Below are 26,297 nucleotides of genomic sequence, written 5' to 3' on the forward strand. Positions count from 1 at the left end.
GCGCGCCTCAGCTCTTGCGCTGCGCCACCAGGAACAGGCGGCGGAACGGGAAGGCCGTGCGACCGTCCGGCATCGGCGGATAGGCGGCGCGGACGCGCTTGCGGTAGGCGGCCTCGAATCCCTCCCGATCGGCGCCGTCGAGTGCGCCCAGGAACGGCCGCAGCCAGGTCCCCTTGGTCCATTCAGCCACCGGGTTCTCCCCGTCCAGAATCTGGATGTACTCCGTCTCCCAGACGTCGAGCGCCGCGGCCATCGGCGACAGCAGGTCGACATAGAACCTGGGCTCGTGGGTCGGCGGGTCGCTCAGCATGGGCTCGATCGTCGACCGCCACGGCCCGTCCAGTGCCGCGTCGGCGACCGCGGTGTGGGACGGGGCGGTGAAATTGCGCGGCATCTGCACCGCCAGCCAGCCGCCCGGCGCCACCTGCTCGAACAGGCGCGGGAACAGACTGTCGTGATCGCCAAGCCAGTGCAGGGCCGCGTTGGAATAAAGCACGTCCACCGGGGGTTCAGCTTTCCAGGAGGCGGCGTCCGCGACCTCGAAGACGAGGGCCGGATGGTCGGCGCGGGCACGCTCCAGCATCTCCGCCGAAGGATCGAGGCCGGTGATGCGGGCATCGGGCCAGCGGGCGGCCAGCACGGCGGTGACATTGCCGGCGCCGCAGCCGAGGTCCACCACCTGGGCCGGGTCCTCTACCGGAACCCGGCCAAGGAGATCGAGGGCGGGGCGCAGACGGTGATCGGCGAATTTCAGGTATTGCGCGGTATCCCAGGTCATTTCTGCGGCTCCGGAGGCTCGACGGCGGGGTTCAGGGGGCATCGGGTATGGTAGAGATACGGAGAATACAGCATATTTTCCGGCCAATGACGGGGCCGGTGAGTTCGGGCGATAAGTCTATGACCGACAGCAAGACCGGCAACGGCGGCAAACCCGGCAAGACCACGCGGACCAGGGACGGGATCGCCGGCACTCTGGCCGAACACGCGACCGGGCATGAGTTTCCCCGCGACGACCGCCCGACGGCGCTGCGGCTGCGCAAGCTGAGCCAGCGCGACGTGGACGCCATGGTCCAGTCCCACGCCCAGTTCGAGAGCGGCCGCACAGGCGGCGCGCGGGCCAGCTTCGCCGGCTGCGACCTGCGCTATCTCAGCTTCAACGGCGTCGATCTGAGCGGGGCGGATTTCACCGGCGCCAGCCTCGGCCAGGCGGATCTGCGCGGCGCCAAACTCACCAGCACCAATCTGTTCGCCTGCGACCTGCGGGGCGCCGACCTCCGCCATGCCACCCTGTCGCGGGCCGACATGCGGGGCGCCTGTCTGCGCGGGGCGAACCTGACCGACGCGATCCTGCAGGAGGCGGACCTGCGCGACGGGGTGCTGCTCAAACCGGACGAGCGCGGCAACCTGGTCGCCTCCGGCTTCGAGACCACGTCGACGGACGCGGCGACCGCCACCGCCCTGCGCGCCGACCTGTCCAACGCGAAGATGTCGAACGCCTTCGTCGTGCAGACCGACCTGACCGACGCCAACCTGCGCAACGTCCGCCTGAATCGGGCTGATCTGAGCCACGCCAACCTGACGGGCAGCAACCTGGAAGGGGCCGACCTGACCGAGGCGAACCTGACCGGCGCCATCCTGCACGGGGCGGTGCTGTACAACGTGATCTTCTCCAACACCCAGCTCGCCGACGCCGATCTGGCCGGGGCGGCCTTCTCCAACATGGACCGGGACGCGCCCCAGTTCCGGGACGCGCGGCTGCCCAAGGTGCTCGACGCGCTCGGCATGGAGATGAAGACCATGCTGATCGCCCATGACGCCTGGATCCGATCCTCCGGGCGCCAGGGCCAGCGGGCGGTGCTGACCCGGCGCGACGCCAGCGGCCAGTCGCTGGCGGGCATCAACCTGTCGGCGGCCGGGATGGAGTTCGTGGTGCTGACCGGCTGCGACCTCAGCCGGATGGAGTTGCTGATGTCGGACATGGCCTTCGCCGATCTGCGCAATTCCGACTTGTCCCACGCGGACATGCGGGGGGTGACCCTGCGCCGCGCCAACCTGACGGGCGCCAACCTGACCGGCGCGCGGCTCGGGCCGATCAACATCATCGGCTCCAACGTCCAGCGTTGGACCGCCCATCTGGAGCATGCCCGGCTGGCACGGGCCAATTTGCGCGGGGTCGACCTGTCCTTCGCCGCCATGATGCACACGGACCTGACCGGTGCCGATCTGCGCGACGCCAACCTGCGGGGCGCCGACCTGCAGGATGCGATCCTGACCGATGCCGATCTGCGCGGCGCCGATACGCGGGACACCGATTTCCGGGGCGCGCAGGACGTCGCCCTGTGAGGGGCTGACCGTGAGCGACGAACGGATCGGCGAACCCGGGCCGGCCGCCTCCCAGGCGGTGCCCGAGATCACCCGGGCCGTGACCCGGGGGGCTGCCCGGATGTTCGAGGATCTCGGCCAGGCGGTGGTCACGGAACTGCGGCTGGCCAATGGACGGCGGGCCGACATCGTCGCGCTGGGGGCCGACGGGACCGTCACCATCGTGGAAGTGAAGTCCGGGCTCCCTGATTTCGCCGCCGACCGGAAATGGGAGGAGTACGGGCCGTTCTGCGACCGCTTCTTCTTCGCCGTGTCGCCCGACTTCCCCCTGGAGCGCCTGCCGGATCCGGACTGCTGCGGCCTGATCGTCGCCGATGCCTGGGGGGCGGAGATCCTCCGCGATCCGCCGATCTGGCGTCTGGCCCCCGCCCGGCGCAAGGCGATCACCCTCCGCTTCGCCGCCACCGCCGCCCGCCGCCTGCGCGGACTGGAGGATCCCCGGCTTTAGGGGCGGGGGCTCCGTCGCCGACCTGTCTACACATCCTCACGTCCCGGCCTTGTGCCGGGGCCCGCGCAGGGGCCGGCCCGACCGCTCCGGCGTCCCTGCCCAACGATCGGACGGGCTGAACCGTGGGCCCCGGAACAAGTCCGGGGAGTGGAAGAAAGACCGGGGAGTTGGAGAAAGACCGGGGAGTGGAGGAAAGAAATCGCGAGCAATCTTCAATTTCAATCTACTCCCCGGTTCAACGTACTCCCCGGATTTAGTCCGGGGCCCACCGATCCGCGTTCCCGGTACTTGCCGATCAGGCGTTGACGGTACCGCGAACCCTTCCGTGAGCCCGGGAACAGATCCGAGGAGCGAGACAGGAGGAGCGGGATGCGAGAGGCGCATTTTACGCTGCGACTGCGAAAGAAATCTTGTGGCGCCGACGGTATTGAAAATATAAATGATCAATATTTGAATTAATCAGCGCTTAATTAATTCCAAAACACGACGAATTCGCTGCCATTTCGGTCAGTTATCCTGACCGTTATTCCGTCCTATGTTGCATTGCAGAAGGCGACGGGATGCTCCGCCGCCGAACATGGAGGCAGACATGGCCAACATCGACGTTGCGAAGACCGTCATCGCTTACAGCATGGGCTGGGCTCTGATCGCCCTGACCGCGGTCGCCGGCGCCCTCTGAGGGCTCCCCTCCCGGTCCGCCGGGACGACTATCCAACCGTAACCGGGGCGCGGGCCAGTTCAAGGCCCTGCCCCGGACGGTGGCAGCGGCCCGACGCGGGCCTCCAATTTCTACTTCTTCATTCCTACTTCTTGGCGATCCTGGCGACCGTCGCCGTCGTGCTGTGACCGTCCTCCAGGGACGCCAGCATCACCCGACCGCCATAGGACTGCACCACATCGGCACCGACCACGGTGGCCACGGTGTAGTCGGCCCCCTTCACCAGAACATCCGGCCGCAGGGTCTCGATCACCGTCAGCGGTGTGTCGTCGGGGAAGATCACGACCGCATCGACCGACGCGAGCGAGCCCAGAACCAGGGCGCGCGAGGCGTCGTTCTGGATCGGCCGGGACTCGCCCTTCAGGCGCTTCACCGAGGCGTCGCTGTTCACCCCGACGACCAGCCGGTCGCAGGCCGCGCGCGCCTGGCGCAGCAGCGACACATGGCCCGGATGGAGCAGGTCGAACACGCCGTTGGTGAAGCCGACCTTCAGGCCCTGGCGGCGCCAGGATTCCGCCAGCGCGCGGGCCTCCTCCAGCGTGTGGGTCTTCGACTCGCCCACATCGAGCTCGCGCTGGCGCAGCACCGCCGCCATCTCGTTCGCCGCGGCGGTGGCCGTGCCCATCTTGGCGACCACGATCCCCGCCGCGACATTCGCCAGGCGGCAGGCATCCTCCACCGCGATGCCCGCGCCGAGGGCGGCCGCCAGGGTCGCCACCACCGTGTCGCCCGCGCCGGAGACGTCATAGACCTCGCGCGCCGTGGCGGAGAGATGCAGCGGCTCCGTCCCGTCGCCGCGCACCAGGGACATACCGTCCTGGCTGCGGGTGACCAGCACCCCGTGCACGCCCGAGGCCGCGATCAGCCCCATGGCGGTCTCGACGATCCCGTCGTCACCCTCGGCCACGCGTCCGGTCGCCTCCGCCAGCTCGCGGCGGTTCGGCGTCACCAGGGTGGCGCCGGCATAGCGGGAATAGTCGCTGCCCTTGGGATCGACGATCACCGGCACGCCGCGCTCGGCGGCCGCATCGATCAGCCGTCGCAGCACCGGTTCGGTCAGCACGCCCTTGCCGTAATCCGACAGGACCATCGCCTTGGCCTGGGCCAGGTCGGCGACCGCGCGCTCGACGATCTCCTCCTGCAGGGCGGCGGAGACCGGTACGATCCGCTCCCGGTCGGCGCGCATCATCTGCTGGCTTCCGGCGATGTAGCGGGTCTTGATGGTGGTCGGCCGGGCGTCGTCCTCGATCAGGTGGCTCTCGACCTCCAGGTCGTCGCGCAGCAGACCCTTGATGTCGCGGGACTCCTGGTCGCGTCCCATGAGGGCGACGAGACAGACCGTTGCGCCGAGCGCCCTCAGGTTGCGCGCCACATTGCCCACGCCGCCCAGCATCACGCTCTCGCGCTCGATGCGCAGCACGGGCACCGGGGCTTCCGGCGAGATCCGGTCGACCGCGCCGTAGACGAAGCGGTCCAGCATCAGGTCGCCGACCGCCAGGACCCGGACACCGGCCAGGGCCTCGACGAAGGAGGCGAGTTCGGACTCGTCCGTCATCGGTCCTCCACCAGGCCCAGGCGGCGCTCCAGCGCGCCGCACAGCGCGTGGCCGATCAGAATGTGCATTTCCTGGATCCGGTTGGATGCCCGGGCCGGCACGGACAGGATGATATCGGCCAGCGGCGCCACCTGCTCCCGGTTGGCGCCGACCATGGCGACGGCGGTCAGGCCCTGCGCCCGGGCAGCCTCCAGCCCGCGCAGCACGTTCGGCGACCTGCCGGAGGTGCTGAGGCCGATGGCGATGTCGCCCGGCCGGCCGAGCGCCTCGATCTGGCGGGCGAAGACCCGCTCGAACCCGAGATCATTGGCCCCCGCGGTGAGGGCCGAAGTGTCGGTCGTCAGGGCCAGGGCGGCAATCGCTGCCCGGTCGGTCACGTAGCGCACGACCAGTTCTGTGGATAAGTGCTGGGCGTCGGAGGCGCTGCCGCCATTGCCGAAAAATAGCAGTTTGCCACCGGACAACACGGATGACGCGCAGGCTTCCACCAGCCGCTCGAACTCTGATTCGACGGCCGCCCGTGTCTGCGCGGTGACGCGGGCGTGTTCTTCGAAATCATTCTGCAGCAAGGATTTGGCGGTCATTTTGCGTCTCGGTTCCGCACGATGTCGCCGCGGTCGATGGGGCGCGCAGCGGCTCAGGATGTACCCCTTCGGCGGCCTCCTGCCAAGTGTCGGAGAATCCTTCAACAAGTCTTGCTAATTTCTCAGGTAGCCAGAATTTGCATAAAATTTGCGATGAGCAGGTCGAGGGGATAGATTGCGCGCTCCAGGGGGGAGAAACCTGCCCATGGTCGACCTGACCGGCACCAATTATGACGACACGCTGTTCGGCGGCGCCGTCAACGACACACTCTTCGGAGGCGAGGGGAACGACTTTCTCGATGGACGGGAAGGTGCGGATCTCCTGTTGGGCGGTGCCGGCGATGATCTGATCGACGGATCTGCCGGAAACATTAACGACTTCAATCAGCTTCCCGGGGACGACACGCTGTCCGGCGGATCCGGCTCGGACACGCTGCGCGGCGGCGGCGGCAACGACGTCTACGTCTATAACCGCGGCGACGGTTACGACGAGATCCAGGACTATTATTACTTCCACGAGCGGGTCAGCCTCGGCTCGATCCGCAGCCCCGTGGAGATGAACGGTGGCACCGACACGATCCGCTTCGGCGCTGGGATCAGTTACGAGGACCTTTGGGTCTCCCTCGACGGCGACGATCTGGTCATCGGCATTCGCGACGGCGATACCGACCTTTACGGGCTGAGCGACCTGCTGCGCATCACCGATGCGGACAATCCGCTGCGGGCGATCGAGCAGATCCAGTTCGAGGACGGCACCACCATTCAGGTGAGCGACCTGGTCACGGACCTCGACGGGTCGGGCGAGGCGGACACGGTGACGTGGGAAGGTCCCGCGATCGGCATCGATGCCGGCGGCGGCGACGACACGGTCACGGCGACCGATGCCGCCGACACGATCGGCGGCGGCGCCGGCAACGACGTTGTCAACGCGGCGGGCGGTGATAACCAGGTCGACGGCGGCGACGGCGACGACGTGGTGATCGCCGGCGCCGGGGTGGACACGGTGGCCGGCGGCTCCGGCCAGGACACCCTGTCGGGCGGTGCAGCCAACGACCGGATCGACGGTGGCGACGGCAACGACTTCCTGCGCGGCGGCCTCGGCGACGACTCCCTGTCGGGCGGCGCCGGCAACGACACCCTCGATGCCTCGGCCGCGCCTGGCACCACCAACGAGGCGGTCGGCCACGACACCCTGTCCGGCGGGGTGGGCGACGACCTGCTGCGGGGCGGCGGCGGCAACGACGTCTACAGCTTCAGCCTGGGCGACGGCCAGGACACCATCTTCGACGAGTACAAGATCATCCCGGAAAACGGGCTCGGTCATGTCAGCAACGGGGTCGTTGTCGATGGCGGTATCGACCGGATCGTCTTCGGGCCCGGTATCGGCGCCGACGATCTCTGGCTCGATGTGATCGGCGACGATCTGGTCATCGGCATCCGCGACGGGGTGAACGAGCTCGGCGACCTGGCCGACCAGATCACCGTCGAGAACTGGCGCGACAGTGATTACCGGGTCGAGACCCTGCAGTTCGCCGATGGCAGCGAGCTGTCGGTCAACGACATCACCGCGCGGCTTGACGGCACGTCCGCCGGTGAGAGCCTGACCTGGACCGAGACGCCGCTGGGCATCAATGCGGCCGGCGGCAACGACACGGTCACCTCGGGCGAGGCGGACGACACCCTGTCCGGCGGCGACGGCAACGACCTGCTGGTCGGCGCCGGCGGCAATGACCTGTTCGACGGCGGCGCCGATGCGGACTCGATCCGCGGCGGCTTCGGCAACGACACCGCCCGGGGCGGCGACGGCAGCGACACGATCGACGGCGGTGCCGGCGACGACCTGCTGTCCGGTGGGGCCGGCAACGACACGCTGCTGGGCAGCGGCGGCATCCGGGGCGCCGCCATCGGCGAGACGGCGGGCAAGGACACTCTGGTCGGCGGCGAGGGCGACGACCTGCTGCGGGCCGGCGGCGGCGACGACGTCTATCAGTACGCGTCCGGCGACGGCCGCGACACGATCCTCGACGAGTACTGGTACCAGACCCGCAGCCCGCTCGGGCATATCGGCACGCCGACCCTGCTCCATGGCGGCATCGACACCCTGGAGCTGACCGACCTGAACGCGGAGGACGTGACCCTCTGGCTGAACGGGTCGACCCTCTATCTCGCCGCGGCCGAGGATGCCGTCGGCTGGGATGCGATCTCCGACATGGTGGAGATCAGCCACTGGACCGACACCCTGCGGACCATCGAGAACATCGAGTTCGCCGACGGGTCCGTGCTCGACCGCGGCCAGATCAGCGCCGCCGCCAGCGGCGTGTCCGCCGGCAACGACACGGTGAGCTGGTCCGGCCCGGGCATCCGGCTCGATGCCGGTGCCGGCGCTGACTCGATCCGCGGCGGCACGGGCCGCGACTACCTGGAAGGCGGCAGCGGGAACGACACGCTGGAGGGCGGTGGCGGCGACGACACGCTGGAAGGCGACGGCGGCAACGACGTGCTGGTCGGCGGCGCGGGCAGCGATCGCCTGGATGGCGGGGCCGGGTCCGACACCCTGACCGGCGGGGCGGGCGGCGACGTCTTCCTGGCCGGCGAGGGCGACGTGATCGCCGATCTCGGCGACGACGACGTGGTGCGGGTCGAAGGCGTGTCCCTGGACGCCGAGGCCATCGAGCTGGTGCGCAGCGACGATGGCAGCACCACCGGCATCCAAATCGACACCGACGGCGACGGCACGGCCGACCTGACGCTGACCCTTCAGGGCGATTACAACGATGTCCAGGCGGTCAGCCGGACCGCCCCGGACGGATCGACCTATACCGACTTCACCATCCGCAACCAGGGCCCGGTCCTGGCCACCGGCGGCGAAGGCGACGACCTGCTGACCGGCGGGGCGGCGGAGGACACGCTGTCCGGCGCCGGCGGCGACGACACGCTCCTGGCGGGCGGCGGCGACGATACGGTCGACGGCGGTGGCGGCAACGACCTGCTGTCCGGCGGTGAAGGCGAAGACACCCTGGACGGCGGCGCGGGCGACGACACGGTCGCGGGCGGCTCCGACAACGACCTGATCTATGGCAACGAGGGCGAGGACGCGCTCGACGGCGGCATCGGCGACGACACCCTGTATGGCGGCGACAGAAACGACTCCCTGACCGGCGGGGCCGGCGACGACAGCCTGCTGGGCGAGGCCGACGACGACATCATCCAGGGCAATGACGGGGCCGACCTGCTGCGGGGCGGCGGCGGCAACGACACGCTGGACGGCGGCGAGGGCGACGACACCCTGCGCGGCAGCGAGGGCGACGACCTGCTGTCGGGCGGTGCCGGGGCCGACGATATCGACGGCGACGCGGGCGACGACGTGCTGGTCGGCGGGGCGGGCTCCGACAGCCTGGCCGGCGGCGAGGGGTCCGACACCTTCGCCGGCACGCCGGAGGAACTCGACGGCGACGTGATCAGCGACTTCGCCGCGGGCGTCGATGTGATCTCGGTCGCCGGCGTCAGCGCCGACAGCCTGGACGTCACCCTGGTCCGCGACGAGACCGGCAGCACGCTGTTCCTCGATACCGACGGCGACGGCACGCCCGAGTCCACGATCCGGCTGGAGGGTCTGTTCACCGAGCCGACCGTGACCGACAACGGCAATGGCGGCGTCGACATCACCCTGGATGCCTTCGATCCGGAGCTTGGCACCGACGGCGCCGACACCCTGGTCGGCACGCCGGAGAACGACACGATCGAGGCTGGCGACGGCGACGACGACATCTCCGCCAAGTCGGCCGGCGACGTGGTCTCCGGCGGCGGTGGCGACGACACGATCTCCGGGCAGGCGGGCGACGACACCCTGTCCGGCGGTACCGGCAATGACAGCGTGCTCGGCGGCGAGGACGATGACAGCGCCCTGGGCGGCGACGGCGACGATACGGTCGAGGGCGGCACGGGCGACGACACCCTGTCCGGCGGTCTCGGCGATGACAGCCTGTCCGGCGGTGCCGGAAACGATGTCGTCAGCGGCAATGCTGGCGAGGACACCCTGTCCGGCGGCGTCGGCGATGACAGCCTGGACGGCGGGGCGAGCAACGACCTGGTCGAGGGCGGCGCCGGCGACGATACGGCCGATGGCGGTAGCGGCGACGACACGGTTGCCGGCGGTGACGGCGACGACAGTGTGGGCGGTGGAGCCGGCAACGACACCGTCGCGGGCGGCGGCGGCAATGACAGCGTCGATGGCGGCGCGGGCAACGACCTCGTCGACGGCAATGACGGCGACGACACGGTCGGCGGCGGCGACGGGGACGATACGGTCGCGGGCGGCGACGGCAATGACAGCCTCGCCGGTGGCGACGGCAATGACAGCGTGGCCGGCGGCGCCGGCGACGACACCGCCGATGGTGGCGCGGGCGATGACACCGTCGAAGGCAATGAGGGCGCGGATTCGCTGGCCGGCGGCGACGGCAACGACGTGGTCGAGGGCGGCGCCGACAACGACACGCTGGACGGCGGTGCCGGAAACGACACCGTGGACGGCGGCAGCGGCGACGACGACGTCGACGGCGGCAGCGGTGACGACTCGGTGGTCGGCGGCGACGGCAATGACACCGTGCAGTCCGGCGACGGTAACGACACGGTCGAGGGCGGGGCCGGCGACGATTCCCTGGCCGGCGACGCGGGTGCCGGCTGGGACGGCCAGACCCTGTCCGGCAGCAACGGCCGCGACACGCTGCTCGGCGGCGACGGCAACGATCTGTTCGTTGGCGGCAACGGCAGTGACAGGATCTCCGGTTTTGCCGGCGACGACACGATCTCGGGCGGTTCCGAGCTCGACATCCTGTTCGGCGGCGACGGTGAGGATCTGGTCTCGGGCGGTGACGGAGCCGACCAGATGTTTGGCGGTGCCGGCGGCGACACGATGTACGGCAACGCCGACAACGATCTCATGGCGGGCAATGACGGCGACGATGTGATCGACGGCGGCGCCGGTGACGACTACCTGATGGGAGGCGACGGCAGCGATACGGTGCTCGGCGGTGCCGGTCGTGACGACCTGATCGGCGATGCCGGCGACGACTACCTCGATGGTGGCGCCGGTAACGACGAGATGACGGGCGGCAGCGGCGCCGACACCTTCGTGGTCGATGACGGCGACGTCATCCGCGATCTGGAGCAGATCGATGCGGTGCGGATCAACGGGTCGGCCCTGGACGTCGGTGCACTGACCGTCACGCGGAGCCTCGGCACCACCCCCACTACCACCGTGGCTGTCGATACCGACGGCGACGGGGTCGCCGATTTCAGCTTCCAGGCGAGAGGTGGCTTCGAGGTCGCGGAGGTTAGCACCGGCGTCGACGAGAACGGCGCTCCCTATACCCTGCTCCGATTCAGTGAGAACACGGAACCGACCGAAGCGCCACAGGACACCACCCCCGGCGGGGATACGGTGACGGGCGGTGACGGCAACGACACGGTCACCGGAGGTGACGGTAACGATACGCTGACCGGCGGCGGCGGGGGCGACACGGTCACGGGCGGTGAGGGCAATGACACGGTCACCGGCGGTGACGGTAGCGACACGCTGACCGGTGGCGATGGCGGTGACACGCTCACGGGCGGTGACGGGAACGACACGCTGACCGGCGGCGATGGCGGTGACACGGTCACCGGTGGCGACGGCAACGACACGCTCACGGGCGGTGACGGGAACGACACGCTGACCGGTGGCGATGGCGGTGACACGGTCACCGGTGGTGATGGCGGCGACACGGTCACCGGTGGTGATGGCGGCGACACGGTCACCGGTGGTGATGGCGGCGACACGGTCACCGGTGGTGATGGCGGCGACACGGTTACCGGTGGTGACGGCGGCGACACGGTCACCGGCGGCGATGGGGGCGACACGGTCACCGGCGGTGACGGCGGCGACACGGTCACCGGCGGTGACGGCGGCGACACGGTCACCGGCGGTGACGGCGGCGACACGGTCACGGGCGGCGATGGCGACGACACGCTGACCGGCGGTGATGGGGGCGATACGATCTCCGGCGGGGCCGGTAACGATACGGTCAGCGGCGGCTCCGGCGACGACGACGTCTCGGGCGGCGGCGGCAACGACACCCTGTCCGGCGGTGCCGGCAACGACACGATCGTCGGTGATGACGGCGTCGACGACGACGGCGAGGATCCTGGCCTTCCCGAGAACGACGACCTGCTCTCCGGCGGCGAGGGCAACGACTTCATCGGCGGCGGCTGGGGCAACGACACCGTCGATGGCGGCACCGGCAACGACACGCTGCTGGGCAATGCCGGCGAGGACCTGCTGCTGGGCGACGAGGGCGACGACGTGCTCAGCGGCGGCCGCGGCAACGACCTGCTGTCGGGTGGCGAGGGTAACGACCTGGCCGTGGGCGGCCAGAACGACGACACCCTGTCGGGCGGCGCCGGCGAGGACACCCTGTCGGGCGGTCACGGCAACGACACGCTGAGCGGCGGTCTCGGCAACGACGCGCTGAGCGGCGGCAGCGACAACGACCTCCTGGACGGGGGCGACGGCAACGACACCCTGTCCGGCGGCCAGCACGACGACACCGTGGTTGGTGGCAGCGGCGACGACCTGCTGTCCGGCGGCCTCGGCAACGATTCCATCGTCGGCGGCGACGGCGCGGACACAGCCTTCGGCGGCCAGGGTGCCGACCAGATCTCCGGCGGGTCCGGCGAGGACGTCCTGGCCGGCGGTGACGGCAACGATACCCTGTCCGGCGGCGACGGTGACGACGCCCTGTATGGCGGCGACGGCGCCGATGTCTTCGACGGCGGGGCCGGCAACGACACCTTCTTTGTCGGCGATGACGACATCGTCGCCCAGTACGGCGAGGGCGACGTCATCCGCATCGAGGGTGTCGAGCTCGACGTCTCCGACTTCTCCATGCGGACCGAAGGCGATACCGCCTATATCTCGGTCGATACCGATGGCGACGGCGTCGCCGATATGACCTTCGGCGTCGTCGGCGCCGGCGGCGCGCCCCAGGTGACAATCGGCAGCGACGGCCAGGGTGGCTTCTTCACCGACGTCTCCTTCGATACGGTCACCGGTGGCGGCGGCAACGACACGCTGACCGGCGGCGACGGCAATGACACGGTCACCGGGGGTGACGGTAACGACACGGTCACCGGGGGTGACGGCAACGACACGGTCACCGGCGGTGACGGCAATGACACGGTCACGGGCGGTGATGGCAACGACACGGTCACCGGCGGTGATGGCAACGACACGGTCACGGGCGGCGACGGCAATGACACGGTCACGGGCGGTGATGGCAACGACACGGTCACCGGCGGTGACGGCAACGACACGGTCACCGGGGGTGACGGTAACGACACGGTCACCGGCGGCGACGGCAACGACACGGTTACCGGTGGTGACGGTAGCGACACGGTCACCGGTGGTGACGGCAATGACACCCTCACGGGCGGTGACGGTAACGACACGCTGACCGGCGGTGATGGCAACGACACGGTCACCGGCGGTGACGGCAATGACACCCTCACGGGCGGTGACGGGAACGATACGCTCACAGGCGGCGACGGCAATGACACGCTGACCGGTGGCGAGGGCAATGACACTCTGACCGGTGGTGATCCGTTCACCATCGACGGGTCGAACTACTCGGATACCGGCTCGGGCTATACGATCACCGGCCGACGGATCGTCGATGGCGCGCTGACCGAACCGAGCGTCGACCATGTCTCCACCTCCGGCGGCAGCCTCGGCGTCGACGGCCCGGCCTCCGGCCCGGGAATCCAGCTCGGCTACGACCCGGTCGCCGGGATCTCCGAAGAGCTGATCGTCACCCTCGACAACCCGGCCACTTCGGCCAGCGCGATCATCACCAACCTGTTCCCGAACGAGGGGTCGGGCGGTGAGACCGGCCATTGGGCGGTCTATGACGGCGATACCCTGGTGGCCGAGGGCAATATCGTCGCCACCAGCGGGTCCACCGCGACCGTCACGATCGAACCGGGCCAGAGCTTCGACAAGATCGTCTTCACCGCCCTGCCTTATGGCGGCCAGAGCCAGACCGCGACCAACGACAGCAGCGACTATCTGGTCAAGAGCATCACCGTGACACCCGATCCCGAGGGCGGATCCGGCGGGGAAGACACGGTCACGGGCGGTGACGGCAACGACACGCTCACGGGCGGCGACGGGAACGACACGGTCACGGGCGGTGACGGCAATGACACGCTGACCGGTGGTGACGGTAACGACACGGTCACCGGCGGTGATGGCAACGACACGCTGACCGGCGGTGATGGCAACGACACGCTCACCGGCGGCGACGGCAATGACACGCTGACGGGCGGTGACGGCAACGACACGCTGACGGGTGGTGACGGCAACGACACGGTCACGGGCGGTGACGGCAACGACACGCTCACCGGCGGCGACGGCAACGACACGCTGACCGGCGGCGACGATGACCTGCTGATCGGCGGCAATGGGCCGGACCAGATCTATGGCGGGTCGGGGGACGACACCCTGTCCGGCGGCCATGACGACGATCTGCTGGTCGGCGGGTCCGGCAGCGACACGATGGTCGGCGGGCTCGGGCGCGACACCTTCGCCGCGGGCGATGGCGACCTGATTTCCGATTACGGCAACCAGGACCTGGTCCGGGTGGCCGGCTCCTTCGACAGCGACGATGTGAGCCTGAGCACCGAGGACGGTGTCACCACGGTCTCCATCGACACCGACGGCGACGGCTCCGCCGATATGTCCTTCGCCATGACCGGCAGCTTCGACAACGTGTCGGCGACGGTTCAGGGCGGCGCCACCTACCTGTATTTCGGCGACGGCTCCGGCCCCGGGATCCAGAACCAGAACGGTGGCTGGCAGTCCAGCGGCAACGGCAGCCAGAGCGAGACCCTGGTCGGCGGCGACGGCGACGACAGCCTGACCGGCGGTCACGGCAACGACGAGCTCTCCGGCGGGGCCGGCAACGACGCGCTGGGCGGTGCCAACGGCTCCGACACGGTGCTCGGCGGGGCCGGCGACGACACCCTGCAGGGCGGCCATGACGCGGATTCCCTGTCCGGCGGCGAGGGCGACGATTCCCTGCAGGGCGGCAACGGCACCGATGTCCTGGTCGGCGGTGGCGGCAACGACACCCTGAGCGGCGGGCACGAGGCCGACACGCTGTTCGGCGGTGGCATGGAGGGCACGCTCTCCGGTGGCGACGGCAACGACACGCTGACCGGCGGCGACGGCAATGACGGCCTGATGGGCACGCCGGACAGCGACACGCTCTCCGGCGGCGAGGAGAACGACCTCATCACCGCCCTGTCCGCGGCGGACGTGGTGTTCGGCGGCGGCGGCGACGACACGATCTCCGGCGGGGCCGGCGAGGACGTGCTCAACGGCGAGGACGGCGACGACGTCGTGCTCGGCCAGGAGGGCGAAGACACGATCACCGGCGGTGCCGGCAACGACACCCTCTCGGGTGGCGAGGGCCGGGACCGGATGGATGGCGGGGCCGACGCCGACCTGCTCGACGGCGGTGCGGGCAACGACACCCTGCTCGGCGGGGCGGCGAACGACACCCTGCGCGGCGGCGACGGCAATGATTCCCTGGCCGGCGGCGGCGACAACGACCTGCTGGTCGGCGGGGCGGGAGTCGACCGTCTGGCCGGCGATGGCGGCGACGACACCCTGTCGGGCAACGAGGGCAACGACCAGCTCACCGGCGGCGCCGGCAACGACTCGATCCAGGGCGGCGACGGGGCCGACTGGGTGTTCGGCGGCAACGGGGCCGACACGATCGGCGGCGGCGCCGGATCCGACTACCTGTTCGGCAACAGCGGCGACGACGTCTTCACCGGCACCCTCGACGAGCTGAACGGCGACCTGCTCGGCGACTATGCCGAGGGCGAGGAGATCGTGATCTCCGACCTTTCCGACACGGGCACGCCGGTCTCGCTGACCATCGAGGGCACGAAGACCCTGGTGGAGATCGGCGACGACGGGAACGGCAACCCGCTGTCCAGCTTCCGGGTCTCCGGCAACTATCAGGGGGCCACGCTCACCGAGGGTGCCGGCGGCCTGACCCTGACCCTCAGCGTCGATCCGGTCGATCCCTATGGCGCGACCGACGGGGCCGACACGATCACCGGCCTCTCCGGCACCGACGACACGATCGACGCCCTGGGCGGCGACGACCTGGTGAATGCCGGGTCCGGCAGCGACGTGGTCAGCGGCGCCGAAGGCTCCGACACGATCCTGGGCGGCGAGGGCAACGACGCCCTGTCCGGCGGGACCGGCGGCGACAGCCTGGAAGGCGGCACCGGCAACGACACGCTGAAGGGCGGGGCCGGCGACGATACGCTCAGCGGCGGTGCCGGGCGCGACAGCATGGACGGCGGGGCGGGCGACGACCTGTACCTGTGGACCGGCGACCAGACCAACGGCATCCAGAACTACCAGGTCGGCGATCCCGAGAACCCGCTGACCGACGGCAGCATCACCGACGCCGAGGGCACCGGATCCAACGGCGCCGGCCATGCCCGCTACGACACCTATACCGACAGCGGCACCGGCGACAGCGACACCCTGCGCGGCACCGACGGCGCCGACGACATCGTGCTGGATTACGGCGGACGCCGCCTGGCCGGCATCGAGGTGATCGACGGCGGCGCCGGCAACGACATCCTCGACCTGGCAAGCCACCGCTACGCCCAGGGGGCGACCACCCTGATCGGCGGCGAGGGCGACGACGTCGCCTGGGGCAATGTGGGCGACGACCTGGTCTCCGGCGGCTCGGGCAACGACTGGCTGGCCGGCAATTCCGGCGACGACACCCTGTCGGGCGGCACCGGCAACGACCGCATGGAAGGCCTGGCCGACAACGACCTGCTCTCCGGCGGCGACGGCGCGGATTCCCTGTCTGGCGGCGCCGGCAACGATGCCCTGCTGGGCGGCGCGGGGAATGACCTGCTCTCCGGCGGCGCCGGGGCCGACACGCTGACCGGCGGGTCGGGCAGCGACACCTTCGCCGGCACGGCGGCCGATCTCGACGGCGACCGGATCACCGACTACGACGCCGAGCAGGACGCCATCCGGGTCACCGGCGGCACCGACCAGCTCGCGGTCACCCTGAGCGCCGACGACGACGTCACCACCGTGAATCTCGACACCGACGGCGACGGCAATGTCGATGCCAGCTTCCAGGTCGATGGCGAGTTCGCCACCGCCGAGCTGACCGTCGATGCCGACGGCGTGGACATCGCGCTGGCCGAGACGGTGCCACTGGAGCGGCTGACCCTGACCGCCATGGGCAAGGTCGATCTGGACGGTGACGGCGACCTGGAGCAGATCTGGCGGCTACGCAACCCGAACGACGTGGCGATCGAGGCCACCGCCGACATGTACGGCGTCGACGACCCGCAGGACGGGCCGATCGTGGCCGAGCCGGGCGACAGCTTCTTCTGGAGCGAGGCCGGCAGCGGCACGATGGTCGTGCGCTACGAGATCAACGACACCGCGCGGCAGGAGACCAAGGCCTCCAACCCGAACGCGGCCGACCTGGACGCGCTCGAGGCGGCCGGCTTCGTCAATCCGTTCGGCCCGACCGAGGGCGACGACACCCTGCTCGGCACGTCCGATGCCGACCGGATCTCCGGCCTGGGCGGCGACGATCTGATCAGTGGCGGCGGCGGCTCCGACACCCTGTCGGGTGGGGCCGGTAACGACACGCTGGTGGGCGACGGCGATGCCAGCCCGGCGGCCTTCGACATCACCGCCTCGAACTACGCGGAGACCGGCGGCGGCTACGCGGTCACCGGCCGCAAGATCGTGGACGGCGCGCTGACGGATGCCAGCGTCGATCATGTGTCCACCTCCGGCGGCAGCATCGGGGTCGACGGCAATACCGGGACCGGCCCGGCGGTGCAGCTCGGCTACGACCCGGCCTCGGGCATCTCCGAACAGCTCATCGTCGAGCTCGACAGCCCGGCGACCGCGGCCACGGTCCAGGTCGACCGCCTGTTCCCGGACGAGGGCGCCGGCGGCGAGGTCGGGCACTGGGCGGCCTATCGCGACGGCCTGCTGGTCGGTGAAGGCGATATCGACACCACCGCGCAGACCGGGATTTCCACCACGGTCGAGATCGCGCCGGCGACGGCCTTCGACACCCTGGTCTTCACCGCGCTGCCCTATGGCGGCGTGAGCCAGAGCGGGTCTTCCGACAGCAGCGACTACCTGATCTCCGGCATCACCGTCACGCCGGCGGGTGCGGACAATTCCGAGGGCGACGTCCTGGTCGGCGGCGCGGGCAGCGACGTGCTGCTCGGCGGCGACGGCAACGACGCCCTGTATGGCGGGGCGGGCGATGCCAGCCTGATCGGCGGCGCCGGCAACGACACCCTGTATGTCGACAGCATCGACGACCTGGACGGCGTGACCGTCGACGGCATCGAGCATCTGGTCGTCGGCGGCAGCACCGGTCCGGGCGAAGGTCAGAACCTCCTGATCAACGGCGATTTCGAGACCACGCCGACCGAGCTGACCAATGTCTGGACCATGTTCCAGCAGATCGAGGGCTGGACCGCGATCGATACCGATCCGGAGATCCCGGGCACCTCGCCGATCGAGATCCAGCACGGCCGCATCGGCGGCGCGCCGGTCTCGCCGGACAGCTGGGCGTCCGACAACAACGTGCTCGAGCTCGACTCCGGTCCGGAGGAGGGCGGCCAGCCGGTCAACAACAACAACGCGCTGGTCGAGCAGACCTTCACGGTCTTCAACCAGGGCACCTACACCCTGTCCTTCGACTATGCCGCCCGCCAGTTCAACGGCCTGACCGCCGAGACCAGCGGCTTCGACATCCTGATCGACGGCGAGGTGGTCTACAGCCAGGAGGACGCGCCGCACGCCTGGGTGAGCGACTGGCTGACCCTGGAGCTCGGCGTCGGACAGCACACGATCAGCCTGCGCGGCACCCTCGTCGAGGACCGCCACGGCGCGATGGTGGACAACATCGAGCTGGTGTCCGGCACCGAGCCGGCCCGCACCCTGCTGCCGCAGGCGGGCACCAGCGGCGACGACCTGATGCTCGGCGGCGCCGGCAACGACCAGCTCGACGGCCGAGCGGGCAACGACACGATCTCCGGCGGCGGCGGCGACGACACGCTGATCGGCGGCGAGGGCAGTGACGCCCTGTCCGGCGGGGCCGGCAACGACGCGCTCTATGCCGGGGCGGGCGACACCTCCCTGGTCGGCGGCGTCGGCTTCGACACGGTCTATATCGACAGCATCGACGACCTGGACGGCGTCACCCTGGACGGCATCGAGCGGCTGGTCATCGGCGGCGAGTTCGGTCCGGGCGCGGGCGTGAACCTGCTGCTGAACGGCGATTTCGAGAACACGCCGGCCCTGAACCACGGCCGCTGGGGCACCTTCACCGAGATCGAGGGCTGGTTCGCCGAGGACGCGACGCCGGGCGTGGGCGGGACCGCGCCGATCGAGATCCAGGACGACGACCTGGGCGGCAAGGCGATCCAGCATAACCAGGACAACCAGGTCCTGGAGCTGGACAGCCATCCGGAGAAGGGCGGAACCGCCGGCGACACCAACGCCAAGGTGACCCAGGCCTTCACCATCCAGGAGGCCGGGCTGCACACCCTGTCCTTCGACTTCTCGGCCCGCCAGTACGGCAACAACCAGGCCGCGACCAGCGAGTTCAGCATCGAGATCGACGGGCAGGTCGTCTACACCCAGACCCACGCCCAGACCACCTGGCACAGCGACGTGGTCACCCTGAACCTCGGGGTGGGCGAGCACACGATCTCCTTCATCGGCGCCGATGCCGACGGCACGTCGGACAACCACGGCGCGCGGATCGACAATGTGGAACTGGTGCTGGGCGACGAGCCGGTGCGCGACCTGCTGCCGCGCCTGGGCGCGGTGGCCGACAACGCCACCGTGGTCACCGCCCAGGGCGGGGACGGCATGCTGCGGGCGCTGGCGGTGGACGAGGACGGCACCACCGTGCTCGACACCCGGGCGCTGGGCGCCGACGAGCGGATCCTGGCCTCCGGCGACTTCAACGGCGACGGCCAGGCCGACGAGCATCTGATCCAGAACACCGCCAGCGGCGTCGCCACGGTGGTCGGGGTCGACAGCTCCGGCATCACCGAGCAGGGCACCCAGAGCGGCCTGCCGACCGACGCGGTCGTCGCAGCGACCGGCGATTTCGACGGCGACGGCACCGACGACCTGCTGCTGAGCGGCAACGGCTCCGTCTCGATCTGGCAGCTCGGCGACAACGGCGTCTCCACCGCCGGCCTGACCCAGACCGTCGGCAGCGGCTGGTCCCTGGTCGGAACCGGCGATTTCGACGGCGACGGCGCAGCCGACCTGCTGTGGCGCAACGGTGCGACGGGCGGCATCAGCGCCTGGGTCGACGTGGCCGGTGCCGGCGGCGCGGACCGCACCGCCGAGGTGGCGATGAACGGCTCCACCGAGATCCTCGGCATCGCCGATTTCGGCGGCGACGGGCGCGACGACCTGCTGGTGCGCGCGGCGGACGGCACCGTCAGCCTGTTGGAGGCCAACGGCAGCACGGTGACCCGCACCGATCTCGGTCAGATGGACTCCGTGTGGGAGGCCGATCTGGTGGGCGACTTCTCCGGCGACGGCAAGGCCGATGTGGTCTGGCGCTCCGGCGATACAGCCACCCTGTGGATGATGGACGGCGCCTCGGTCGCCGCCGAGGAGACCATCACCCTGGAGGCCAACTGGCGGATCGTCGACCTTGAGGATCTGGCCCCGTCCTTCACCCGCGACCTGCTGCTGCAGAACGATGCGGGCGATGTTGCCGTGCTCGACGTGGTCGACGACGACAACCCGACCCTGGAAATCGTGTCCACGGTGCCGACCGACTGGTCATTGATTTGAGCCGCCGGCCATAATTCTGATATTGTCGAATCGGAGAGGACGGAAACCGGTCGCGACACGGCTAAATTCGTACAAAACTTGATGTTATTTGCGATTTCTTAACCCAGCGTCGCGTTTACCTAGATGGCAGACAGTGATAGCTTCACCTCTCTGCCCGGAGCCTGAGGCGGTGGCCGACCGGGTGGACTGACCAGAGCGGGACGACGATGGCGCTGAGCCAAACGCAAAACCGATCACGAGGGCCGAGCCAGGAGTATCTCCTGCTCGACTACCTGCAGCGCCTCGGGCGCAATCTCGATGGGCGGATGGCGGTACACATCCACCTTTCGCGGCTGCGTCCGCAGAACCGCCAGGACCACCATATCCGCATCGCGGCGGCCACCTTCGAGGGGATGGTCAACAACTACGAGGGGCAGATCTTCATCCTCTCGAACATGGACCTCTTCTTCATCTGCAAGGACGCGGCGATCGAGGATATCGACGCCGCGATCATGAAGGTGCGCTACCTGTTCAGCGAGGACCCGCTGAGCCAGGGCGACGAGGAAGAGGATCTGGCCCGGTTCTGCACCTGGTACAACGTGGAGAGCCAGTACGACGAGCTGCTCGACCTGGTGAAGTCCATGCACCGGGAGCGGGAGCGCAAGGCGCGCCTGGCCGTCGCCAGCGAGAAGGGCCAGCAGCGGGTCAAGGGCTCGCGCAAGGCGCTGGATCCGGAGCAGCTCGGCAAGCTGGAGAACTTCCTGCGCCGGGCCGACCTGTCCAACCTGATGCGCCGCCAGCCGGTCTGCGCCATCACCCCGGGCAACATGAACCCGCAGCCGGTGTTCCGCGAGCTCTACATCTCGATCGCCGACCTGCAGCAGTCGGTGCTGCCGGAATTCGACCTGGCCTCGAACCTGTGGCTGTTCCAGCACCTGACCCAGACGCTGGACTCGCGCATGCTGTCCATGCTGGTGCGCAACGACGACACCTCGATCGCCAGCTCATTCAGCATCAACCTGAATGTCGGCACCATCCTGTCGCCACCGTTCCTGAACTTCGACAGCTCGCTGAAGGCGATCGCCCGCGGCACCGTGGTCATCGAGCTGCAGAAGATCGATATCTTCGGCGACATGGGCGCCTACATGTTCGCCCGCGACTTCATGCGCGAGCGCGGCTACCGGATCTGCCTGGACGGGCTGAACCACCTGACCCTGCAGTTCATCGACCGCGAGCGGCTGGGCCTCGACCTGCTGAAGCTGATCTGGTCGCCGGACATGGCGGACGATCTGTCCGGCAATCGGACCAGCGAGCTGAAGGAGCATATCGACCGCTGCGGCCGTGCCCGCATCATTCTGACCCGCTGCGACAGCGACGAGGCGATCCGCTTCGGCCAGTCGCTCGGCATCACGATGTACCAGGGCCGCTACGTCGATAAACTGCTCACCCAGGAGAGCCGGGTCAGCTGAGAGAATCTCTCCCGCACTACTCCGCATACATATCGTGAACTCCCCGGCCTTGTGCCGGGGCCTACGAATGGGATTGCTCGGCCGCCTGAAATTTAGTCCCGTCGCTAGGCGCGCTGATCCGTGGGCCCCGGCACAAGGCCGGGGAGCGAAGTTTATTTAAGGCGCGAAAGAATCAATCCCGCGGGGCGTGCTTGGCCAGGATGCGCTGCAGGGTGCGGCGGTGCATCTTCAGGCGGCGGGCGGTTTCCGACACGTTGCGGTCGCACTGCTCGTAGACCCGCTGGATATGCTCCCAGCGCACCCGGTCGGCCGACATCGGATTTTCCGGGGGCGGCGGCAGCGCGTCCGCATGGTCCAGCAGGGCGGCGGTGATCGCGTCGGCATCGGCCGGCTTCGGCAGGTAGTCGAGCACCCCCGCCTTCACCGCAGCGACCGCGCTGGCGATGTTGCCGTAGCCTGTCAGCATGATGATCCGCGCATCCGCCCGGGCGTCGCGCAGGGCGGCGACGATGTCGAGGCCGTTGCCGTCGGACAGGCGCAGGTCGAGGATCGCATAGGCCGGGCGTTCCCGCCGGGCGATGCCGACCCCTTCCTCCACCGATTCCGCCAGGCGGACGTCGAAGCCGCGCCGTTCCATGGCCCGTCCGAGGCGGTTGCGCAGCGGTGCGTCGTCGTCGACGATCAGCAGGGTGACATCCCCGCCGCTGGGCGCGGTCAGCGCTTTCGGTTCCGGTTGATCAGCCATCGTCATGATGTCCGTTTACGTTCCGGGCACCGGTCCGGATGAGTGACCGGTGTTCTCCCGTTTCTATAATGTGACGGCGCCGATGGCTAGCAATAGGGTCCGGGGCCGCCAGGGGCGCAAACGGGACCGATGCATCGAGGCCCCGTTTGCGCTGTCTTTAATAGCCAAGAGAGCGATGTAGGGCTCAGGTCGAGTCGATCTGAACCGATCGCGCTCTAGGCGGCCCGCAGCTCTCCGACCAGCTGGTCGACGGCCTTTTCCAACGCGACCATGTTCGACTGCAGGCCGTTCGCGGCACCGCTGACGATCAGGGTCGCCTGGCTGGTCTGGGTCGCCGCCGTCTGGACGCCGGCGATGTTCGACGACACCTCGCTGGTCCCGGCGGCCGCCTCGGTCGCGTTGCGGCTGATCTCCTGGGTCGCGGCGGATTGTTCCTCCACCGATGCCGCCACGGCCGTCGCCGCTTCGTCGATCTCCGAGATCTCCTCGATCAGGCTGCGGAGCACGCCGACCACGTGGGCGGCGGAGGAGACGACCGTCTCGATGCGGTCGGCCACGCTCTCGGTGAGCTTGGTGGTCTGCTGGGCGAGGTTCTTGACCTCGGCGGCGACCACCGCGAAGCCCCGGCCCATCTCGCCGGCTCTGGCCGCCTCGATCGTGGCGTTCAGGGCCAGCAGGTTGGTCTGCTCGGCGACGCCGTTGATGTCCTCGATGACCGCGTTGACCGTGGAGACGGCGGAGGTCAGCTTTTCGATCTCCGACTGGGCGCTTGAGGCGTTGGACGCCGCCTTGTTGACCCGGCGGGAGGTGTCGGCGACCTGATGGGTCACGTCCGCGATGGCCGTGGACAGTTCCTCGGACGCCGCGGCGACCGTCTGGACATTGCTGCTGGCCTGCTCGGAGGCGGCTGCAACCGCCGTGCTCTGGGCCGACGTTTCCTCGACCGCGGCCGACATCTGGGTCGCGGCGGCATGCAGGTCGGTCACCGACTTGCCGACTTCCCGGGTGATCTGACCGATCCGCTCCTCGACCTGGCTGGCCAGCGCGAGAAGGTCGGACTTGCGCCGCTCCTCGGCCAGCCGCTTGGTCTCGGCCGCCTCGGCCTCCAAGCGGCGCTGCTCGATCAGGCCCTGCTTGAAGGTGTCCATGGCGCGGGCGATGTCACCGATCTCGTCGCCACGATCGTCCCCGGTGATCCGGGTCGCGGTGTCGCCGCCGGCGAGCTGGCGCAGGCTGCCGACCGCGTTGCGCAGCGGCAGTGCGATGCCGAACCGGCCGAGAAGGAAACCGGCACCGGCGCCCGCGAGCAGGCCGACGGCGGCGATGACGATCATCGTCAGGCTGAGGGTGTTTCCGGTTTCGATCGCGGTCTTCGCGGTGCCGTGGGCGGCGTCGCTCGCGCTGTCGGCATAGCTACGGACCACGTCCTCGAGCTTGCTGGCCTGCTGGCGCGAGGAGCGGGCCGACTGGACCAGTTCCTGCTGGGAGGCGCTGAGCTGAACATTGCCGGCGATCTTCACCGCGATCGCGAGGGTTTCCTCCAGTTCGACCATATAGGCGGCATAGGCGGCACGGATCGTGTCCAGCATCTGGGCCTGGGCCGGGGTCGCGGTCTTGTCGAGCTGGGCCAGACGGGCGTCGATCTCGGCGCGCTGTTCGGCGATGGTGGTCTTGGCGTCGTCGATGATGGCCTGGCTCGGGTCGGCTGCGACCCGGAACTCGGCCCGGTTGAGCACGGTGACACTGCGGTTGACGCGGGCGGCGAGGAGCGCCTCTTCGCCGGCGACGCTGACGTCCTGAGTCTGGCCGGCAAGCTCATCGATCGCGTAGATGCCGACGCCGCTGATCACAGCCGCGACGAGCACAAGGGACGCGATCAGGCCGGTTATCTTGGCCGTGATGGAGAGGTTCTTCATTTGGGGGAGGTGACTCCAAGAAAGAGCGATTTGAGGGCGCTGAATACAAGTCAGCACGGCCAAATACCGTTCTATAGATTTACAAAAGATGAATATCCCGAGACTCAAAAACGCGCAGTGATTTGCGCGATTTTTCTACAAAGTCGGGCGTTCTCAGGGCCAGGTCAGTCGATCCGGGCCACCCCGTCCGGCCAGTGGATCGTGACCCGGGCGCCGCCCTCGCGCCGGTTGTCGAATTCGACCTGGGCGCCGGTGCGGCTGAGCAGGGTGATGGCGATGAACACGCCCAGGCCCATATGGCCGTCGCGGTTGCCGCGGCCGGAGACATAGGGCTCTCCCAGACGGGTCAGCAGGGTGAGGGGGAAGCCCGGCCCGTCGTCCTCGATCGTGATGGTGAGCGATCGCGGCCCGACCAGGATCGCCACCTCCACCGTGGCCTTGGCGAACTGCACCGCGTTCTGGATGAAGGCGCCGATGCCGTGCAGCAGCTCGGGGCTCGGCGTGACCGTCGGCACCTCGCGCTGTTCTGCACCCTCGGGCAGGCCGTCGCGTTCCTGCACCTCCACGATCACCGCCACGTCGTCGCGCTGATGCGGGGCGGCGGCCTGCTCGACCAGCAGGTCGATCGGGATCACGGTGAAGGGCTGGGCGGAATCGGGGGTCGGATCGCGGCCGAGGCTGGCCAGGATCTCGCGGCATCGCTGGCTCTCCGACAGCAGGAGCTGGACGTCCTCCGCCAGGTCGCTGTCCTTCGGCACCTCGCGGGCCAGCTCCCGGGCGACCACGGCGATGGTGGCGAGCGGGGAGCCCAGCTCGTGGGCGGCGGCGGCGGCGATCCCGCCCATGGCGGCCAGGCGTTGCTCGCGGGCCAGCGCCTGCTGGGTGGCGGCCAGCGCGGTGGAGAGCTGGCGCGCCTCCTCCGCCACCCACCAGGCATAGGCGGCGTTGAACACCAGGGCGATCACCAGGGCGCACCAGATGCCGGTGACATAGAGCTCGGGCAGGGCGAACTCGGTCTCGACCCAGGGCAGCGGCAGATGGCTGACCGTCAGCAGCGAGGCGCAGACCATCGCCAGCAGACACAGGTTCACCGTCGATTTCCGGCCCAGGATCGTCGCCGACACGGTCACCGGTGCCAGCAGCATCAGGGCGAAGGGGTTCTGCAGCCCGCCGGTCAGGTAGAGCAGCACCGAGAGCTGCATGATGTCGAAGGCGAGGTAGAAGGCCGCCTCCCCCTCGCGCAGCCGCTCGCGGCCGTCGCGGCGCATCTGCAGGCGCAGGTTCAGCAGGGCGGAGACGGCCACCACGCCCAGGCTCGGCGGCAGCGGCACCGGCGAGCCGAGGCCGAAGGCGACCAGGACCAGGGCGGCGACCTGCCCCGCCAGCGCCACCCAGCGGATGACGACGAGGGTGCGGACGCTGACCGTGCGGGTGGTGACCGGGCGGCCGGGATCGAGGCTGTCATGGGCGAATGTCATCGCCGCAGAATGGCGCGGGCGCCCCGAACTTTCCAGCGGCGCCGGCCGCCAAACTTTCCAGCGGTGCCGGCCGCCG

Annotated in this window: 10 protein-coding genes; 4 read left to right on the plus strand and 6 right to left on the minus strand. The window is 69.3% G+C overall.

Features of this window, described 5'->3' with window-relative positions; all coding sequences use genetic code 11:
* Window positions 1-7 precede the first annotated feature (7 nt).
* On the minus strand, window positions 8-778 hold the full coding sequence (locus ACOQOP_RS19560) for a methyltransferase domain-containing protein (RefSeq protein WP_420563491.1): 771 nt from the start codon (window positions 776-778) through the stop codon (window positions 8-10).
* A 119-nt stretch (window positions 779-897) separates the two neighbouring features.
* On the opposite strand from ACOQOP_RS19560, the gene ACOQOP_RS19565 reads away from it, so the two are divergent.
* A complete protein-coding gene (locus tag ACOQOP_RS19565; protein ID WP_420563492.1) occupies window positions 898-2,343 on the plus strand; it encodes a pentapeptide repeat-containing protein in 1,446 nt (481 codons plus the stop codon).
* Window positions 2,344-2,353: 10 nt separating this feature from the next.
* Window positions 2,354-2,830: an MmcB family DNA repair protein gene (locus ACOQOP_RS19570; RefSeq protein WP_420563493.1), complete on the plus strand. Its 477-nt coding sequence runs from the start codon at window positions 2,354-2,356 to the stop codon at window positions 2,828-2,830.
* Window positions 2,831-3,633: 803 nt separating this feature from the next.
* Here the strand turns inward: ACOQOP_RS19570 and rfaE1 are convergent.
* Window positions 3,634-5,103: a D-glycero-beta-D-manno-heptose-7-phosphate kinase gene (rfaE1, locus tag ACOQOP_RS19575; RefSeq protein WP_420563494.1), complete on the minus strand. Its 1,470-nt coding sequence runs from the start codon at window positions 5,101-5,103 to the stop codon at window positions 3,634-3,636.
* Window positions 5,100-5,687, minus strand: coding sequence for an SIS domain-containing protein (locus tag ACOQOP_RS19580; protein ID WP_420563495.1), 588 nt, complete (start codon window positions 5,685-5,687; stop codon window positions 5,100-5,102). The genes rfaE1 and ACOQOP_RS19580 overlap by 4 nt, the downstream gene beginning before the upstream one ends.
* Before the next feature lie 205 nt (window positions 5,688-5,892).
* On the opposite strand from ACOQOP_RS19580, the gene ACOQOP_RS19585 reads away from it, so the two are divergent.
* The gene (locus ACOQOP_RS19585; RefSeq protein WP_420563496.1) at window positions 5,893-20,634 is read left to right on the plus strand and encodes a calcium-binding protein; all 14,742 of its coding nucleotides are present in this window, start codon (window positions 5,893-5,895) and stop codon (window positions 20,632-20,634) included.
* 206 nt (window positions 20,635-20,840) lie between these two features.
* Window positions 20,841-22,082, plus strand: a complete 1,242-nt coding sequence (locus ACOQOP_RS19590; RefSeq protein WP_420563497.1) for a hypothetical protein — start codon at window positions 20,841-20,843, stop codon at window positions 22,080-22,082.
* Between the two features lie 172 nt (window positions 22,083-22,254).
* Here the strand turns inward: ACOQOP_RS19590 and ACOQOP_RS19595 are convergent, their stop codons facing one another.
* From ACOQOP_RS19595 to ACOQOP_RS19605, 3 genes are all read right to left on the minus strand, one after another.
* Entirely contained in the window at window positions 22,255-22,827 is a 573-nt protein-coding gene (locus ACOQOP_RS19595; protein ID WP_420563498.1) for an ActR/PrrA/RegA family redox response regulator transcription factor, read from the minus strand.
* Window positions 22,828-23,042: 215 nt separating this feature from the next.
* The gene (locus ACOQOP_RS19600) at window positions 23,043-24,743 is read right to left on the minus strand and encodes a methyl-accepting chemotaxis protein (protein ID WP_420563499.1); all 1,701 of its coding nucleotides are present in this window, start codon (window positions 24,741-24,743) and stop codon (window positions 23,043-23,045) included.
* Between the two features lie 164 nt (window positions 24,744-24,907).
* Complete coding sequence (locus tag ACOQOP_RS19605; protein ID WP_420563500.1) at window positions 24,908-26,221, minus strand: ActS/PrrB/RegB family redox-sensitive histidine kinase; 1,314 nt, start codon at window positions 26,219-26,221, stop codon at window positions 24,908-24,910.
* Window positions 26,222-26,297: the final 76 nt, after the last annotated feature.

This window comes from Thalassobaculum sp. (genome assembly GCF_965223715.1).
Taxonomy (GTDB): Bacteria; Pseudomonadota; Alphaproteobacteria; order Thalassobaculales; family Thalassobaculaceae; genus Thalassobaculum.